The sequence below is a fragment of the Streptomyces sp. V3I7 genome (genome assembly GCF_030817495.1).
Lineage (GTDB): Bacteria > Actinomycetota > Actinomycetes > Streptomycetales > Streptomycetaceae > Streptomyces.
This window is the reverse complement of record NZ_JAUSZK010000001.1, coordinates 4,118,689-4,134,882: the sequence shown is the minus strand read 5'-3', so window position 1 is coordinate 4,134,882 and position 16,194 is coordinate 4,118,689. Positions and strand designations below refer to the sequence as shown.

The following is a 16,194-nucleotide window of genomic DNA, read 5'->3' as shown; positions in this document are numbered from 1 at the left end:
GGACCTCGGGGGCAGCGGACTGCGGCAGGGCGCCGAAGGCGTCGGACTGCGGCTCGGCGCCAAGGGCGGCAGGCTGCGGCCGGGACTCGGGGGCAGCGGACTGCGGCAGGGCGCCGAAGGCGTCGGACTGCGGCTCGGCGCCAGAAGCGGCGGACTGCGGCCGGACCTCGGGGGCGTCAGACTGCGGCGGCGCTCCGGACGCGGCAGGACGCGGCCGGGCTCCCGGAGCGGCAGGCCGCGGCGACGCACCCGGAACAGCAGGCCGCGGCCCGGATCCCGGAGCAGCGGGGCGCGGGGCCGTCACCAATTGGCCACCGCCAGGCCGTACATGGCGAGCCATACGAGGCCGATCAGGGCCAGGGCGCGGTCGCGCAGGACGACCTCCTCGGGCTCGCCCGCGGTGCCGCGGTCGGCGAAGACGGCGTACCGCAGGATCGCCAGGATGAAGGCGATCACCGACAGCTGCCGCCAGGGCAGCACGCTCGCGTGCGGTACGCCGCCCTCCCCGAGGGCCCACATGCAGTAGGCGAGGACGGCGACGCCGGCGGCCAGCTGCCAGACGAAGCGGAGGTAGCCGCTGGTGTACTCGGTGAGCAACGCGCGCGTGGCGCCCGCTTTTCCGGCCATCTGGACGGCCTCGGAGTAGCGCTTGGCCGCCACCATGAACAGCGCCCCGAAGCCGGTGGTGATCAGGAACCAGCGCGACAGCGGGATGCCGAGCGCGACCCCGCCGATCACCGCGCGCATCAGGAAGCCGGTGGTGACGACGACGAGGTCGACGACGAGGACGTGCTTGAGGCTGACGCAGTACGCCAGTTGCATGCCGATGTACGCCGTCAGGAGCGCCGCGACCGCCGGCGAGGTCAGCCGGAGCGCGAGAGCCGGCGCGAGCACCCCGAGCGCGCCCCCGACGGCGTACGCCACGCGCACCGGGACCTGTCCGGCGGCGACCGGGCGGCGGCACTTGGTGGGGTGGGCCCGGTCGGCCGCGGCGTCGCGGGCGTCGTTGACCAGGTAGACGGCGGCGGAGCAGGCAGTGAACAGGGCGAAGACCAGGGCGACTTGGGTGAGCGCGTGCCGGGAGAAGAGCTGTCCCGCGGCGGCCGGGGCCGCGACGACGAGGACGTTCTTGACCCACTGCTTGGGGCGGGCGGTCTTCAGCAGGCCGCTGAGGACGCCTCCCCGGGGAGGCGTCGTGCGCGGCGGTCCGGAGGGCCCGCGCTGCTCCAGCAGGGTCGCCCGGCCGAGGTGCGCCGTCTCCGTCACGAGCGCCTCCCGCTCATCCAGCGTGCCCCGAGCCGAGCCGTGAGCGCCCCGAGGGCGGCGCCCGCCGCGACGTCGCTCGGGTAGTGGACGCCGACGACCAGGCGGGAGACGCACATGGCGGCGGCCAGCGGCCGGATCCCGTAGGTGCCCAGCGCCCCGAAGGCGACGGCCGCGGCGGTGGCCGAGGCGGCGTGGGAGCTCGGGAAGGAGTGCCGGCCCGCGGTGCGGACCAGGGGCTCGACGTGGGCGGGCCGCGCCCGGCGCACGACGCGCTTCACGGCCATGCTGGTGAGATGCGCGCCCGCGACGAGCGCCGTCCCGCGCAGCCAGGCGCCGCGCCGGGGGCCGTCCGCGGCGGCTCCGACGAGGCCGGCGGCGAGCCACAGCGCGCCGTGCTCCCCGGCCAGGGACAGGCCGCGCGCGGCGGCGGCGACGCGCGGATCCGCACCGCGGGCGCGCAGTGCGGAAACGATGCGCTGGTCCATGTCGTCCATGTGGACTCACTGTTCACCCCGGCACCGCCAGACCTACGGCAATATTGAGCGACATCCCATTAATCACCCATTTCGGGGAAAGATGTGAGGTTTCTGAATCAATCGCCGATATAGGGGCGATACGGTCTCCGGCATGCCTGGAGACACGGTTTCCGTCACCGGATGGGGCCGCACCGCCCCCACCTCCGCCCGACTGGTCCGCCCGCGGACGTACGAGGAGGCCGTGGCCGCCGTCCGTGACTGCGGAAGCCGCGGCGGCATCGCCCGCGGGCTGGGCCGGGCGTACGGGGACGCGGCGCAGAACGCCGGCGGCGCCGTGCTCGACATGACCGCCCTGGACCGCATCCACGCGATCGACGCCGACGGCGGCACCCTGCTGTGCGACGCGGGCGTCTCCCTCCAGCGGCTGATGGAGGTCCTGCTGCCGCTCGGCTGGTTCGTGCCGGTGACCCCGGGCACCCGCCAGGTGACCGTCGGCGGGGCGATCGGCGCCGACATCCACGGCAAGAACCACCACGTCTCCGGCTCCTTCTCACGCCATGTGCTCGCCTTCGAACTCCTCACCGCCGACGGCCAGGTGCGCACGGTCGGCCGCGGCACACCCCTGTTCGACGCGACCACCGGCGGCATGGGCCTGACCGGGGTGATCCTCACGGCCACGGTGAGCCTGCTGCCGGTGGAGACCGCGTACATGTCGGTCGACACCGAACGCGCCGCCGACCTCGACGACCTGATGGCCCGGCTGACCGCCACCGACCACCGCTACCGCTACTCGGTCGCCTGGATCGACCTGCTGGCCCGGGGCGCGGCGATGGGCCGCGCGGTGCTGACCCGCGGCGACCACGCTCCCCTGGACGCGCTGCGCGCCGGCTCGCGCGCCCGGCGGCACCCGCTGTCCTTCCGGCCCCGCCACCTCCCGGCCGCCCCCGCCGTCGTCCCGGACGGCCTGCTCGGCCGCACCACCGTGGGTCTGTTCAACGAGCTCTGGTACCGCAAGGCCCCCCGCGTGCGGACCGGCGAACTCCAGCGCATCTCCGCCTTCTTCCACCCCCTGGACGGGCTGCCCGAGTGGAACCGGATCTACGGCCGCGGCGGCTTCGTGCAGTACCAGTTCGTCGTCGGGTACGGCCAGGAGGACGCCCTGCGCCGCATCGTGCGCCGCATCTGCGAGCACCGGTGCCCGTCCTTCCTCGCCGTCCTCAAGCGCTTCGGCGACGCCGACCCCGGCTGGCTCTCCTTCCCGGTCCCCGGCTGGACGCTCGCTCTGGACATCCCGGCGTCCCTGCCCGGGCTCGGCGCCTTCCTCGACGGCCTGGACGAGGAGGTGGCCGCGGCCGGCGGGCGCGTCTACCTCGCCAAGGACTCCCGGCTGCGGCCGGAGCTGCTCGCCTCGATGTACCCCCGGCTCGCCGACTTCCGCGCCCTGCGCGCGGAGCTGGACCCGCGCGGGGTGTTCGTCTCGGACCTCGCCCGCCGCCTCGCCCTGTGAGGCCCCTGCCCCAAGGAGCTGTCGTGAAGGACGCCTTCGGAATCCCCCAGTCCCTGCTCGTCCTCGGCGGTACGTCGGAGATCGCCCTGGCCACCGCGCGCCGGATGATCGCCCGCCGCACCCGCACGGTGTGGCTGGCCGGCCGCCCCTCGCCCGGCCTGGAGACGGCCGCGAAGAAGCTGCGCACGCTCGGGGCGGACGTCCGTACCGTCGCCTTCGACGCGCTCGACCCCGACTCCCACGAGGAGGTGCTGGGCAAGGTCTTCGCCGAGGGCGACGTCGACATGGTGCTGCTCGCCTTCGGCATCCTCGGCGACCAGGCCCACGACGAGCGCGAGCCGGTGAGCGCGGTGCGGGTCGCCCAGACCAACTACACGGGAGCGGTGTCGGCGGGCCTGGTCAGCGCGGCCGCCCTGCAGGCCCAGGGGCACGGCTCCCTGGTGGTGCTCTCCTCGGTCGCCGGCGAGCGGGCCCGCCGCTCGAACTTCATCTACGGCTCCAGCAAGGCGGGCCTGGACGTCTTCGCCCAGGGCCTCGGCGACGCGCTCTACGGCACCGGCGTGCACGTGATGGTCGTACGCCCCGGGTTCGTGCGGTCGAAGATGACGGCCGGCCTGGAGGAGGCCCCGCTGGCGACCACGCCGGAGGCGGTGGCCACGGCGATCGAACTCGGCGTGCGGCGGCGCTCGGAGACGGTGTGGGTGCCGGGGACGCTGCGGTTGGTGATGGCGGCGCTGCGGCACGCCCCGCGCGCGCTGTTCCGCCGGCTGCCGATCTGACCGACGTTCCGGACGATCAGCGGCTGGCGATCCAGCGTGGCGCCCGGGTCAGCGGCTGACGATCCAGCGTGGCGCCCGGGTCAGCGGCTGGCGATCCAGCGGAGCGCCCGGGTCAGCGGCTGGCGATCCAGCGGAGCGCCCGGGTCAGCGGCTGGCGATCGTGCCGCGCTCGGCGGGACCCGCCTGGGGCGGCACCACGGAGCCGCCGCCGAAGGTGAACTCCCGCAGCTTGCGCCACACATCGTCCGGGCCCTGCTCGTAGAGCGCGAAGCCGGTGCAGGGCCACTCGGCCTCGAAGCCGGCGAGCTCGCGGAACGCGCGGTCCATCGCCGCCTCGTCGATGCCGTGGGCCACGGTGACGTGCGGGTGGTACGGGAACTGCAGCTCGCGCGCCATGGGGCCCGACGCGTCGCGGACCTGCCGCTGGAGCCGGGTGCACTCCTCGGCGCCCTCGGCCACCTGGACGAACACGACCGGCGACAGGGGCCGGAAGGTGCCCGTGCCGGACAGCCGCATCCGGAAGGGGCGCCCGGTGGCGGCGACCTCGGTCAGGTACGCCTCGACGGCGGGCAGGTCGGCGTGGTCGATCTCGGTCGGCGGCAGCAGCGTGACGTGCGTGGGGATGCCGTGAGCCGCGGCGTCGCCGAAGCCCGTGCGCCGCTCCTGGAGCAGGCTGCCGTGAGGCTCCGGGACCGCGATCGACACGCCGATCGTTACGGTCCCCACGTCGTCTCCTGTCGTCGTGTCGGCTGGGTTGCCGGGTTCGTGCTCAGCCGTCCGGCTATCGACTGTACGGCCACGGATGTGCCCTGGGCAGGCGCAACCGGAGTGATGTGCGGCGCTCTGCCCAGGGGAACGTGTGTCCGAGGGGCCGGTTCAGTGCTTGGCGGGCAGGAAGCCGACCCTGTCGTACGCCTGGGCCAGGGTCTCCGCGGCGACGGCGCGCGCCTTCTCCGCGCCCTTGGCCAGGATCGAGTCCAGCGTCTCGGGGTCGTCCAGGTACTGCTGGGTGCGCTCGCGGAACGGCGTCACGAACTCGACCATGACCTCGGCGAGGTCGGTCTTGAGGGCGCCGTACATCTTGCCCTCGTACGCGCGCTCCAGGTCGGCGACCGGCGTGCCGGTGAGCGTCGAGTAGATCGTGAGCAGGTTGCTGACGCCCGGCTTGTTCTCGGGGTCGAAGCGGATGACCGTCTCGGTGTCGGTGACCGCGCTCTTGACCTTCTTCGCGGTCGCCTTCGGCTCGTCGAGCAGGTTGATGAGGCCCTTCGGCGTGGACGCCGACTTGCTCATCTTGATCGCCGGGTCCTGGAGGTCGTAGATCTTCGCCGTCTCCTTGAGGATGTACGGCTTCGGGATCTCGAAGGTCTCGCCGAAGCGGCCGTTGAAGCGCTCGGCGAGGTCGCGGGTCAGCTCGATGTGCTGGCGCTGGTCCTCGCCGACCGGGACCTCGTTGGCCTGGTACAGCAGGATGTCGGCGACCTGGAGGATCGGGTACGTGAACAGGCCGACGCTCGCCCGGTCGGCGCCCTGCTTGGCGGACTTGTCCTTGAACTGGGTCATGCGGGAGGCCTCGCCGAAGCCGGTGAGGCAGTTCATGACCCAGGCGAGCTGGGCGTGCTCGGGGACGTGGCTCTGGACGAAGAGCGTGCAGCGCTCAGGGTCGACACCGGCCGCGAGCAGCTGGGCGGCGGCGAGCCGGGTGTTGGCGCGCAGCGCCACCGGATCCTGCGGGACCGTGATCGCGTGCAGGTCGACGACCATGTAGAACGCGTCGTGGGACTCCTGCAGAGCCACCCACTGGCGGACGGCGCCGAGGTAGTTGCCGAGGTGGAACGAGCCTGCGGTCGGCTGGATTCCGGAGAGCACGCGGGGTCGGTCAGAAGCCATGCCTCCCATTCTCGCAGGTGCCCGGGACCGGTCCGGAACAGTTCGGCGACATGCGGCTGTCGAACGCGCCCCGACGTGCCGCACGCGCCACCGGGGCCGCCGGAGACTCCCGGCCGGGCCGTGCGGCGCCCCGGCGCGTGAAGAACCCCCGGCACCTCACAGCCCCTGCTGCGGGCGTCAGCCCAGGTCGACTTCCGGATACAGCGGGAGCCCGCCCTCAGGCCGAAGACCCGGCGGGACACCCGCTGCGCCCCGGCGCCTGACAGGCGGCTGCCGTACTCCCCCACCGGGACCACCGGACGTCCCGCTGAGCCGTGCGGCCGCCTGGCGCGTGAGGAACCCCCGGCACCTCACAGCCCCTGCTGCGGACGTCCCCACGGCGACTTCCGGATACAACGGGAGCCCGCCCTCAGGCCCCAGGCCCGGCGGAACGCCGCTGCGCCGACGCACGGCGCGGGGCGGGCGTACTCGCCGCCGGGGGCTCCCGGCCGGGCCGTGCAGCCGCCCGGCGCGTGAGGAACCCCCGGCAGGAGCCGAGCCCCCGCGGCGGGCGTCAGCCCAGGTCGATCTCCGGGTACAGGGGGAAGCCGGCCACGAGGTCGGTGGCGCGGTGGGAGATCTCGTCGGCGGTCTTCGGGTCCAGGACGTGCTGGGCCTTGGAGGGGGCGCCGGACTTGGTGGTGCCGGGTTCGGTGGTGGTCAGGACGCGGTCGATGAGGCCGGCGACCTCGTCCATCTCGGCGGTGCCGAGGCCACGGGTGGTCAGGGCCGGGGTGCCGATGCGGATGCCGGAGGTGTACCAGGCGCCGTTGGGGTCGGCCGGGATGGCGTTGCGGTTGGTGACGATGCCGGAGTCCAGCAGGGCGGACTCGGCCTGGCGGCCGGTGAGGCCGTAGGAGCCGGCGACGTCGATCAGGTTGAGGTGGTTGTCGGTGCCCGCCGGTGACCAGGGTGGCGCCGCGCCGCATCAGGCCGTCGGCCAGCGCGCGGGAGTTGTCGACGATGCGCTGGGCGTAGTCCTGGAAGGAGGGCTGCCGGGCCTCGGCGAGGGCGACGGCCTTGGCGGCCATGACGTGCGGGAGCGGGCCGCCGAGGACCATCGGGCAGCCGCGGTCGACCTGGTCCTTCAGGGAGTCGTCGCACAGGACCATGCCGCCGCGCGGGCCGCGCAGCGACTTGTGGGTCGTGGTGGTGACGATCTGGGCGTGCGGGACCGGGTCGAAGTCGCCGGTGAGGACCTTGCCCGCGACCAGGCCCGCGAAGTGCGCCATGTCGACCATGAGCGTCGCGCCGACCTCGTCCGCGATCTCCCGCATGATCCGGAAGTTCACCAGACGGGGGTACGCCGAGTAGCCCGCGACGAGGATCAGCGGCTTGAACTCGCGGGCCTGGGCGCGCAGGGCCTCGTAGTCGATGAGGCCGGTGGCGGGGTCGGTGCCGTAGGAGCGCTGGTCGAACATCTTGCCGCTGATGTTCGGGCGGAAGCCGTGGGTGAGGTGGCCGCCGGCGTCCAGGGACATGCCGAGCATGCGCTGGTTGCCGAAGGCCTGGCGCAGCTCGGCCCAGTCGGCCTCGGTGAGGTCGTTGACCTGGCGGGCGCCCGCCTTCTCCAGGAACGGGACCTCGACCCGGTCGGCGAGGACCGACCAGAAGGCGACGAGGTTGGCGTCGATGCCGGAGTGTGGCTGGACGTAGGCGTGCCGGGCGCCGAACAGCTCGCGCGCGTGCTCGGCGGCGAGGGACTCGACGGTGTCGACGTTGCGGCAGCCGGCGTAGAAGCGGCGGCCGACGGTGCCCTCGGCGTACTTGTCGCTGAACCAGTTGCCCATCGCGAGGAGGGTGGCCGGGGACGCGTAGTTCTCGGAGGCGATCAGCTTGAGCATCTCGCGCTGGTCGTGCAGCTCCTGGCCGATGGCGTCGGCCACGCGCGGCTCGACGGTGCGGATCACGCCGAGGGCGGCGCGGAAGGCGGTGGACTCGGTGGAGAGGGGGGCGGAATTCTCGGGCATCGGGGACCTCCGGACAGGGCGTGTCGGCGTGCTCGGTTCGGCCCAGGCGCACGGCACTCGTTGTTCGCTCGGGCCGCTCCCCGATGGTCGGTCCCATCCCAGCGCGCCAGTCACGGCCCGCTGGCCAGCCTACCGGGCGCGCCGGACGGTGCGGTTCCCGCGTCGGCCGCGCGAGCGACGGTAGGAAGGGGACTGACCTCGACTCTCTGGCTCCCTGGAGATCCCGTGAACGCTACGGAGACGCTCATCGCCGCTGCCGACGCCCGCAGCGCGCACAACTACCACCCGCTGCCGGTGGTCGTGGCCACCGCGGACGGCGCCTGGGTGACGGATGTCGAGGGCCGCCGCTACCTCGATCTGCTCGCCGGGTACTCGGCGCTGAACTTCGGGCACCGCAACCCGCGGCTGGTGGACGCGGCCAAGGCGCAGCTGGAGCGGGTGACGCTGACCTCCCGGGCCTTCCACCACGACCTCTTCGCCCGGTTCTGCGAGGAACTGGCGCAGCTGTGCGGCATGGAGATGGTGCTGCCGATGAACACGGGCGTGGAGGCGGTGGAGACCGCGGTGAAGACGGCCCGGAAGTGGGGGTACCGGGTCAAGGGGGTGCCCGGGGAGATGGCGAAGATCGTGGTGGCCGGGGGCAACTTCCATGGCCGGACGACGACGGTGATCAGCTTCTCCACCGATCCGGAGGCGCGGGCGGACTTCGGGCCGTACACGCCGGGCTTCCAGATCGTGCCGTACGGGGACCTGACCGCGATGGAGTCGGCGATGACCGAGAACACGGTCGCGGTGCTGATCGAGCCGATCCAGGGCGAGGCGGGGGTGATCGTGCCGCCGGAGGGCTATCTGCGGGCGGTGCGGGAGCTGACCCGGGAGCGGAACGTGCTGTTCATGGCGGACGAGATCCAGTCGGGCCTCGGCAGGACCGGGCGGACCTTCGCGTGCGAGGACGAGGGCGTCGAGCCGGATGTGTATGTACTGGGGAAGGCGCTGGGCGGCGGGATCCTGCCAGTGTCGGCGGTGGTGGCGAGCGCGGACGTGCTCGGGGTGTTCCAGCCGGGCGAGCACGGGTCGACGTTCGGCGGGAATCCGCTGGCGTGCGCGGTGGCGCTGGAGGTGATGGCGATGCTGCGCTCGGGCGAGTACCAGGAGCGCTCCGCGCGGCTGGGCGAGCATCTGCACCGCGAGCTGCAGGCGCTGCTCGGCACCGGAAAGGTAACGGCGGTGCGCGGGCGGGGCCTGTGGGCCGGAGTGGACGTCTCCCCCGCGGTCGGTACGGGCCGGCAGGTGTCGGAGCGGCTGATGGACCGGGGTGTCCTGGCCAAGGACACCCACGGCCGGACGATCCGGATCGCGCCGCCCCTGATGATCAGCGAGGAGGACCTGGACTGGGGCCTCGACCAGCTGCGGGCGGTCCTGGGCGTCTAGCACCCCCCTCAGAGGATCACGGGGCCCTCAGAGGATCACGTGGGGCAGGAAGCGGGCGTAGGCGTCCGTGACCAGGCCCGACGACTCGCGGATGCCGAGGCCCGCCGACTCGTTCTCGACGACCCAGGCGCCGAGGACGACGTGGTTGCCGTCGAAGGCGGGCAGGAGCGCCAACTCCTGGTAGCAGCAGGCCTCTTCCGGCACGGCCGGGGTCTCGCCGGGCTGGTGGAGCGTGACACCGGCGCCCTCGCGGCCGAGGAGCGGCTTGGCGACCCAGCCGGTGGTCTCCGCGAGCTCGCGCGGGCCGTCGAGGTAGGCGGGCAGCAGGTTGGGGTGGCCGGGGTACAGCTCCCAGAGGATCGCGAGCAGCGCCTTGTTGCTCAGCAGCATCTTCCAGGCGGGTTCGATCCACAGGGTGGAGCCGGTGCCGCCGCCGTTGTCGAGGGTGTCGAGGACATGGCCGCCGAAGTCGTCGGTGGCGAGCCACTCCCAGGGGTAGAGCTTGAAGCAGCTGCGGATGAAACGCAGGCTGTTGTCGACGAAGCGGCCGGAGAGCGGGTCCCAGCCGATCTCCTCCATGGAGATCCAGTCGGTGTCCACGCCCGCCTGTTCGGCCGTCTCCTTCAGATAGGCGACGGTCATCAGGTCTTCGCCGAGTTCGTCGTCGCAGGAGTGCGCGAAGTACAAAGGGCTGCCCGGCGGGAGGAGCGCGGACTGCTTCTTCCAGGCGGCGACGAGGCGTTCGTGCAGGGAGTTCCACTGGTCGGCGCCGGGGAAGCGGTCCTCCATCCAGAACCACTGGGGCGAGGCGGCCTCGACCAGAGAGGTGGGTGTGTCGGCGTTGTACTCCAGGAGCTTCGCCGGGCCCGTGCCGTCGTAGCGGAGGTCGAACCGGCCGTAGACGGACGGCAGTTCGGCGCGACGGTGCCAGGCCTCGGCGACCGCCCGTGCGATGCGCGGGTCGGTGATGCCGAGGTCGGCGAAGCGGTCCTCGGTGACGATGTGCTCGGCCGCGACCAGACACATGCGGTGCAGCTCCTCGACGACGTCCTCCAGCGCCTCGACCTCGTCGAGGGAGAAGACGTAGTACGCGCTCTCGTCCCAGTAGGGGCTCAGAGTGTCGTCGGGGAGGCGGGTGAGCGGGTAGACGAGGCCCTGTCCCTCGACGGTCTGCTGCCAGCCGGGGCGGGGGTCGATCCTGCGGCGTTCCATCTCGTGTTCTTACGTCTCGTTACGTCGACCGGTCAGCCGCCGTGGCTGCCACCGCCCTTGCTGCCGAAGCCGCCGCGGTGCACGCCGTCGTGGTCGCCGTAGGAGTGACCGCCGGAGCGGCCTGAGCGGCCGGAGCCCTTGCTGGGCCGGGTGAAGGAGCCCCCGGACACCCAGTCGCTCTTCTTCTTCCCGCCGTAATACCAGGCCCCGTTGATGGAGCTCTTGGTGGAGGTGCAGTTCTTGTCGGCGACGATCTGGTAGCCCCGGCCGAGCTGGTAGCTGTCGCGGTCGACGCAGCGCTTGTCGGGGGCGGAGGAGCAGGAGGTGAGGGCGGCCGCGAGCAGCCCCATGCCGCCGAGGACGACCGTGGTGGAACGGAGTTGCCTGTGTGCGTTCGCCATGTCTGTTTCCCCCGTCGCTGTTCGGTGTCCGGCGCACGATGGGCCGGATGCATGCGATTGTCAGCCTAGTGACCGGGGTGAGTGAAGCCGTCGGCACCCCTCGGTTCGCCTGACGTCTCCGCCTCAGGGCAGCACCCGGCACAGCGCTTCCAGTGCCCCCGCCCACGCGTGGTCCGGCGGGGTGCCGTAGCCGACGACCAGGGCGTCCGGCCGCTCGGCGCGGGCCTGTTCATGGCGGTAGAAGGAGAGCCCGTGCAGCGCCAGTCCCTGCCAGGCGGCGGCCTGGACGACCGGGGGTTCGCTGCCCTGCGGCAGGCGCAGGACGGCGTGCAGTCCGGCCGCGATCCCGGTGACGCGCACCTCGGGCGCGCGGGCGGCGAGGGCCGCGACGAGCGCGTCGCGGCGGCGCCGGTAGCGCAGCCGGGCGGCGCGGACGTGCCGGTCGTACGCGCCGGAGGTGAGGAACTCCGCCAGGGTGAGCTGTTCCAGCACTCCGCAGGTGTCGCTGTCGCCCTTGGCCGCCGCGCACTCCCGCGCGAGGGACGGCGGCAGCACCATCCACGCCAGCCGGAGCCCGGGGGCGAGGGACTTGCTGGCGGTGCCCAGGTAGACCACGTGCTCGGGTGCCAACCCCTGCAGGGCGCCGACCGGTTGGCGGCGGTCGTAGCGGAACTCGCCGTCGTAGTCGTCCTCCAGGACGAAGCCGCCGGTGCGGCGCGCCCAGTCCACGGCGGCGGCGCGCCGGTCGGGGCGCAGGGAGGTGCCCATCGGGAACTGGTGGGCGGGCGTGAGCAGCACCGCTCCCGCATCGGTCCCGGCCAAGTCGCCGGTGTCCGTGCCGAGTTCGTCGTACGGCAGCGGGTGCGTGGCAAGGCCGGCCGCGGCCAGGATCCGCCAGTGGACGTCGAGGCCGTACGACTCGACGGCGACGCTTCCGGCGCCCCGGGCGCGCAGCACCGTGGCGAGGATCCGCAGACCGTGCGAAATGCCCGCGCAGACAAGGATGTTGTCCGGGTCGGCGCGTACGCCCCGGGAGCGGGAGAGGTAGCCGGCGAGGGCGGTGCGCAGCTCGGGGCGGCCGCACGGGTCGCCGTAGCCGAGGGCCTCGGAGGGGGCGGCGCCGAGGGCGCGGCGGGCGGCCTTGAGCCACTCGGCGCGGGGGAAGGCCGCGAGGTCGGGCGTGCCGGGCTTGAGGTCGTAGGCGGGGCGGTCGGAAACGCGGCGGCGCGGTGGGGCGGCCTTCTCGCGCCGCCCGGTGGGCGCGGTGGCCACGCCGGTCGCCACGCGGGTGCCCGAGCCCTGCCGGGCGGTGAGCCAGCCCTCGGCGACCAGGTCGGCGTACGCCTCGGCGACCGTGTTGCGCGCGATGCCGAGGTCGGCGGCCAGCGAGCGCGAGGAGGGCAGCCGGGTGCCGGCGGCGAGCCGGCCGGTGCGGACGGCGTCGCGCAGCGCGTCGGTCAGACCGCGGCGCAGACCGCCCGCGGCGGACGGCTCCACGTGCAGGTCGACTCCGAGAGTGGCCCGGGAATTCCCCATGGAAATGGACCATACCCCTGGGCCGCCCCGCTCCTAGGGTCGAGGACATGACCACGGAAGACACCGCCCGGTACGCCCCCGAGACCCCTCCCCGCCTGCACTGGACCGAGCACGCGCCCGACGTCTACAAGGCGATGGTCCGGGTGGACGCCGCCGCCCGGCAGGGCCTTGACCCCGCCCTGTACGAACTGGTGAAGATCCGCGCCTCGCAGCTCAACCGCTGCGCGTTCTGCCTCGACATGCACACCAAGGACGCGCTCGCGGCCGGGGAGCGCGTCGAGCGGATCGTGCAGCTGAGCGCCTGGGAGGAGTCGCGGCACTTCTACACGGAGAAGGAGCTGGCGGCGATCGAGCTCACCGAGGCCGTCACGGTCCTCACCGACGGCTTCGTGCCGGACGAGGTGTACGAGCGGGCCGCCCAGCACTTCGACGAGGCCGGACTGGCCCGGCTGATCGGGGCCATCGCGGTGATCAACGCGTGGAACCGGTTCGGGGTGACCACCCGGATGACGCCGGGCCACTACGAGGCGGGCCACCACCGCTGACCACACAACGGCCGGAGGCCGCCCGGGAGTCACCCCGGGCGGCCTCCGATTCCGGCCTGTGGCGCTTTACTTGGGCAGCCACTGCTTCCAGACGTCAGGGTTGTCCTTGACCCACTTCTCGGCGGCCTTCTCCGGGCTCATCTTCTTGTCGGCGATGAGCGCGGCCACCTCGTTCTGCTGCTCGGAGGTCCACTTGAAGTTCTTCAGGAACTGGGCCGCCTTCTTGTTGTTCTTGGCGAAGTCGGCGCTCAGGTACTTCTGCAGCGGGGTCTTGGCGTAGCCGCAGGAGACCTTCTTGGCGTCGGCGTCGCAGCCCTCCTTGTACGGGGGCAGCTTCACCTCGACCAGGTCGAGCTGGTTGTTGAGCCACTGCGGCGTCCACCAGTAGCTGATGAACGGCTTCTTGGCCTTGTAGTTCTCCCGGATCTGGGTGATCTGGGCGGCCTCGGAACCCGCGTAGACCGTCTTGAGGTTCAGCTTCAGGTTCTTGATGAGGGCGTCGTCGTTGGTGGTGTACGACGGCGAACCCTCCAGCAGCTGGCCCTTGTTGCCGCTCTCCGCGGTCTTGAACAGGGACGCGTACTTGTTGAGGTTCTTGGCGTCCGTGATGTCCGGGTGCTTGTCGGCCAGGTACTTCGGTATGTACCAGCCGATGTGCCCGACCACGCCGAGGTCGCCGCCCTCGACGACCGACTTCTTGTTGTCGACGTACAGCTTGACCTTCTGCGGGGCCCCGCCCCAGTCCTCCAGGATCGCGTCGGCCTTGCCGCTGTTGAGCGCGTCGAAGGCGACCGACTCGTCGAGCTGCGTCGTCTTGACCTTGGTGTCGAGCTCGTTCTCCAGGAGGTACTTCGCCACGGCCGCGTTGGCCTCGGCGCCGACCCAGGACGGCACCGCGATGGTCACCTGGTCGGAGCTGCCCGACGACGAGGTCTTGGCGGCCGCACAGGCGCTCATGCCGGTGACACCGAGGAGGACGGCGCCGGCGGCAGCGGCACGGCGGACGTGCTTTCTGTTCATCATGTGAGCGTGTCTCTCGTTTCGGTCGGGCAGGTCTTCCTGCCGTGAGGGGCGGGGTGTGAGGGGAGGCGGATCAGTGGGAGGCGGTCGCCGCTCCCCGGGCCGAGCGCTGCGTGGTGCGGTCCAGGACCAGGCCGAGCAGCACGATGGCGACACCGGCGGTGAGGCCGACGCCGAGCTGGCTCTTCTGGAGGCCGAAGACGACGTCGTAGCCGAGCGCGCCGGAGCCGACGAAGCCGCCGACGATCACCATGGCCAGGACCAGCACCACGCCCTGGTTGAGGGCGAGCATCAGCGCGGGCCGGGCGAGCGGGATCTGCACCTGGCGGATCTGCTGGAAGGTGCCGGCGCCCATGGAGCGGGCGGCCTCCAGCGTCGCGCTGTCGACACCGCGCAGGCCCTGCACGGTGATCCGGACGACGGCGGGCAGCGCGTACAGCACGGCCGCGGCGACGGCGGCGGCACGGCCCACGTTGAACAGGGCGACCACCGGGATCAGGTAGATGAACTGCGGCAGCGTCTGCATGGTGTCCAGGACCGGGCGCAGCATGCGTTCCAGGAGCGGTACCCGGGCGGCCGCCACGCCGATCGCGAAGCCGAGGGCGAGCGTGACGACGACGCCCGCGATGGCCTGGGACAGGGTGTCCAGGGAGTGGCTCCAGACGCCGATGACACCGATGCCGGCCATGGCCAGCGCGGCCGTGCACATGGCGCCCCAGCCTCCGGCGAGCAGGGCGAAGCCGGCGGCCAGCAGCACCAGCGCCCACCACGGCATGACGGTCAGTCCGGTGCGGATCGGGTCGAGCACCCAGGTGGTGAAGCCGTCGGCCCAGGTACGGGTGCCGCCGAACACCGGGACGCCCTCGGCCATGTGGCCGGTGAACCACTCGACGGCCTGGTTGACGGGCTGGGCGAAGTCGACGGTCCACGGGTCGGGCCACTCGGAGATCAGCAGCGTCCGGCCGCCCGCGGTCAGCGCGGCGAACGCGGCGGCGACCAGGGTCCAGGCACGCCAGCCGTGCAGCCACGCGGGGCCGGCCGGGGTGGTGCCCTCGCCGAGCCGCTCGCCCGCGGCGGAGGTCAGCCGGTCCAGCCAGACGGCGAGGAGCACGATCGGGATACCGGCGGCGAGCGCCGAGCCGACGTCGACCGTGGACAGCGCGCTGAACACCTCTTCACCGAGGCCGCCGGCGCCGATCACCGAGGCGATGGTGACCATCGACAGGGCCATCATGATCGTTTGGTTGAGGCCGAGCAGGATCTCCTTGCGGGCCAGCGGCAGCCGTGCGGTCACCAGCCGCTGGAGCGGGCTCGCGCCCAGGGACTCGGCGGCCTCCATGACGCCCGGGTCGGCGCCGCGCAGGCCGAGCGCGGTGAGGCGGGCCATCGGCGGGGCGGCGTAGATGATCGTCGCGATCAGGGCGGACGGCACACCGATGTCGAACAGCAGGACCAGCGGCAGCAGATAGGCGAACGCCGGCATGATCTGCATGGTGTCCAGGACCGGGCGCAGGATCCGCTCGAAGGTGTCCGAGAGGCCCGCGGCGAGTCCGAGGAGCGCGCCGACCAGGGCGGCGACGGCGACCGAGACCGCCATCAGGGCGATGGTCTCCATCGTGGCTTCCCACATGCCGAGCACACCGCACAGGGCGAAGGTGACGAGCGTGACGGCGGCGAGCCGCAGCCCGCGCCGCTCGCGCAGACCGCCGATCCGCCAGGCCAGCAGGACGGCACCGGCGCCGACGGGGAACCAGCCGAGGTTCTCCAGCAGGTCGGTCATCCAGCTCACCGAACCGTCCGCCCAGTTGCTGATCCACAGCAGGAAGTAGAGGAAGACGGGACTGGTGTCCCGGTTCTCGACGACCCAGGTGTAGGCGTCGTCCAGGGGTGTCTTGACGTCGACGGTCAGCTCGTGCGGCCAGCCGCCGCTGCCCCAGATCACGGCGGCCAGCGGGACGAGCACGATCGCGGCGGCGGCCAGCGGCCAGAGCCGGCGCACCAACGGATGGCGCAGCGGCGAACGGGACGCCGACGAGGCCTTGGGGTCGTCCTGGCCGGTGGTCACCGGCGGCGGAGTAGGGGTGAGAACGGCACTCATGCGGCCCACCCCCGGCTATGGCTG

At 72.5% G+C, this 16,194-nt stretch carries 13 protein-coding genes, 1 pseudogene and 1 riboswitch; of the genes and pseudogenes, 4 read left to right on the top strand and 10 right to left on the bottom strand.

Features of this window, described 5'->3' with window-relative positions; all coding sequences use genetic code 11:
- Positions 1-300: 300 nt before the first annotated feature.
- The gene (locus QFZ74_RS19355) at positions 301-1,266 is read right to left on the bottom strand and encodes a decaprenyl-phosphate phosphoribosyltransferase (protein ID WP_373462410.1); all 966 of its coding nucleotides are present in this window, start codon (positions 1,264-1,266) and stop codon (positions 301-303) included.
- A complete protein-coding gene (locus QFZ74_RS19350; RefSeq protein WP_307622055.1) occupies positions 1,263-1,760 on the bottom strand; it encodes a phosphatase PAP2 family protein in 498 nt (165 codons plus the stop codon). Before QFZ74_RS19350 ends, QFZ74_RS19355 begins: the two co-directional genes overlap by 4 nt.
- A gap of 133 nt (positions 1,761-1,893) precedes the next feature.
- Here QFZ74_RS19350 and QFZ74_RS19345 point away from each other — a divergent pair, with 133 nt between their 5' ends.
- Complete coding sequence (locus QFZ74_RS19345; protein ID WP_307622054.1) at positions 1,894-3,249, top strand: FAD-binding oxidoreductase; 1,356 nt, start codon at positions 1,894-1,896, stop codon at positions 3,247-3,249.
- Positions 3,250-3,272: 23 nt separating this feature from the next.
- A complete protein-coding gene (locus QFZ74_RS19340) occupies positions 3,273-4,028 on the top strand; it encodes a decaprenylphospho-beta-D-erythro-pentofuranosid-2-ulose 2-reductase (protein WP_307622053.1) in 756 nt (251 codons plus the stop codon).
- Positions 4,029-4,172: 144 nt separating this feature from the next.
- On the opposite strand, the gene QFZ74_RS19335 is transcribed toward QFZ74_RS19340, so the two are convergent.
- The 3 genes and pseudogenes from QFZ74_RS19335 to QFZ74_RS19325 all read right to left on the bottom strand — a co-directional run bounded on the left by QFZ74_RS19335 (position 4,173) and on the right by QFZ74_RS19325 (position 7,927).
- The gene (locus QFZ74_RS19335; RefSeq protein WP_307622052.1) at positions 4,173-4,754 is read right to left on the bottom strand and encodes a 2'-5' RNA ligase family protein; all 582 of its coding nucleotides are present in this window, start codon (positions 4,752-4,754) and stop codon (positions 4,173-4,175) included.
- Between the two features lie 150 nt (positions 4,755-4,904).
- Entirely contained in the window at positions 4,905-5,918 is a 1,014-nt protein-coding gene (trpS, locus tag QFZ74_RS19330) for a tryptophan--tRNA ligase (protein WP_307622051.1), read from the bottom strand.
- 553 nt (positions 5,919-6,471) lie between these two features.
- Positions 6,472-7,927, bottom strand: a pseudogene (locus QFZ74_RS19325) (glycine hydroxymethyltransferase).
- Between the two features lie 33 nt (positions 7,928-7,960).
- A riboswitch (ZMP/ZTP riboswitch) is annotated at positions 7,961-8,051 on the bottom strand.
- A gap of 101 nt (positions 8,052-8,152) precedes the next feature.
- Here QFZ74_RS19325 and rocD point away from each other — a divergent pair.
- Entirely contained in the window at positions 8,153-9,358 is a 1,206-nt protein-coding gene (gene rocD, locus QFZ74_RS19320; RefSeq protein ID WP_307622050.1) for an ornithine--oxo-acid transaminase, read from the top strand.
- 27 nt (positions 9,359-9,385) lie between these two features.
- On the opposite strand, the gene QFZ74_RS19315 is transcribed toward rocD, so the two are convergent.
- The 3 genes from QFZ74_RS19315 to QFZ74_RS19305 all read right to left on the bottom strand — a co-directional run bounded on the left by QFZ74_RS19315 (position 9,386) and on the right by QFZ74_RS19305 (position 12,507).
- Positions 9,386-10,570 carry a glutathionylspermidine synthase family protein gene (locus tag QFZ74_RS19315; protein ID WP_307622049.1) on the bottom strand — a complete coding sequence of 395 codons (1,185 nt, stop codon included), beginning with the start codon at positions 10,568-10,570 and terminating at the stop codon, positions 9,386-9,388.
- Positions 10,571-10,602: 32 nt separating this feature from the next.
- A complete protein-coding gene (locus QFZ74_RS19310; protein ID WP_307622048.1) occupies positions 10,603-10,971 on the bottom strand; it encodes a hypothetical protein in 369 nt (122 codons plus the stop codon).
- A gap of 123 nt (positions 10,972-11,094) precedes the next feature.
- Positions 11,095-12,507: a PLP-dependent aminotransferase family protein gene (locus tag QFZ74_RS19305; protein ID WP_307622047.1), complete on the bottom strand. Its 1,413-nt coding sequence runs from the start codon at positions 12,505-12,507 to the stop codon at positions 11,095-11,097.
- Positions 12,508-12,554: 47 nt separating this feature from the next.
- On the opposite strand from QFZ74_RS19305, the gene QFZ74_RS19300 reads away from it, so the two are divergent.
- Positions 12,555-13,052 carry a carboxymuconolactone decarboxylase family protein gene (locus tag QFZ74_RS19300; RefSeq protein WP_307622046.1) on the top strand — a complete coding sequence of 166 codons (498 nt, stop codon included), beginning with the start codon at positions 12,555-12,557 and terminating at the stop codon, positions 13,050-13,052.
- 66 nt (positions 13,053-13,118) lie between these two features.
- Here the strand turns inward: QFZ74_RS19300 and QFZ74_RS19295 are convergent, their stop codons facing one another.
- Complete coding sequence (locus QFZ74_RS19295) at positions 13,119-14,072, bottom strand: ABC transporter substrate-binding protein (RefSeq protein ID WP_307622045.1); 954 nt, start codon at positions 14,070-14,072, stop codon at positions 13,119-13,121.
- 73 nt (positions 14,073-14,145) lie between these two features.
- Positions 14,146-16,170, bottom strand: coding sequence for a proline/glycine betaine ABC transporter permease (locus QFZ74_RS19290; protein ID WP_307622044.1), 2,025 nt, complete (start codon positions 16,168-16,170; stop codon positions 14,146-14,148).
- Positions 16,171-16,194: the final 24 nt, after the last annotated feature.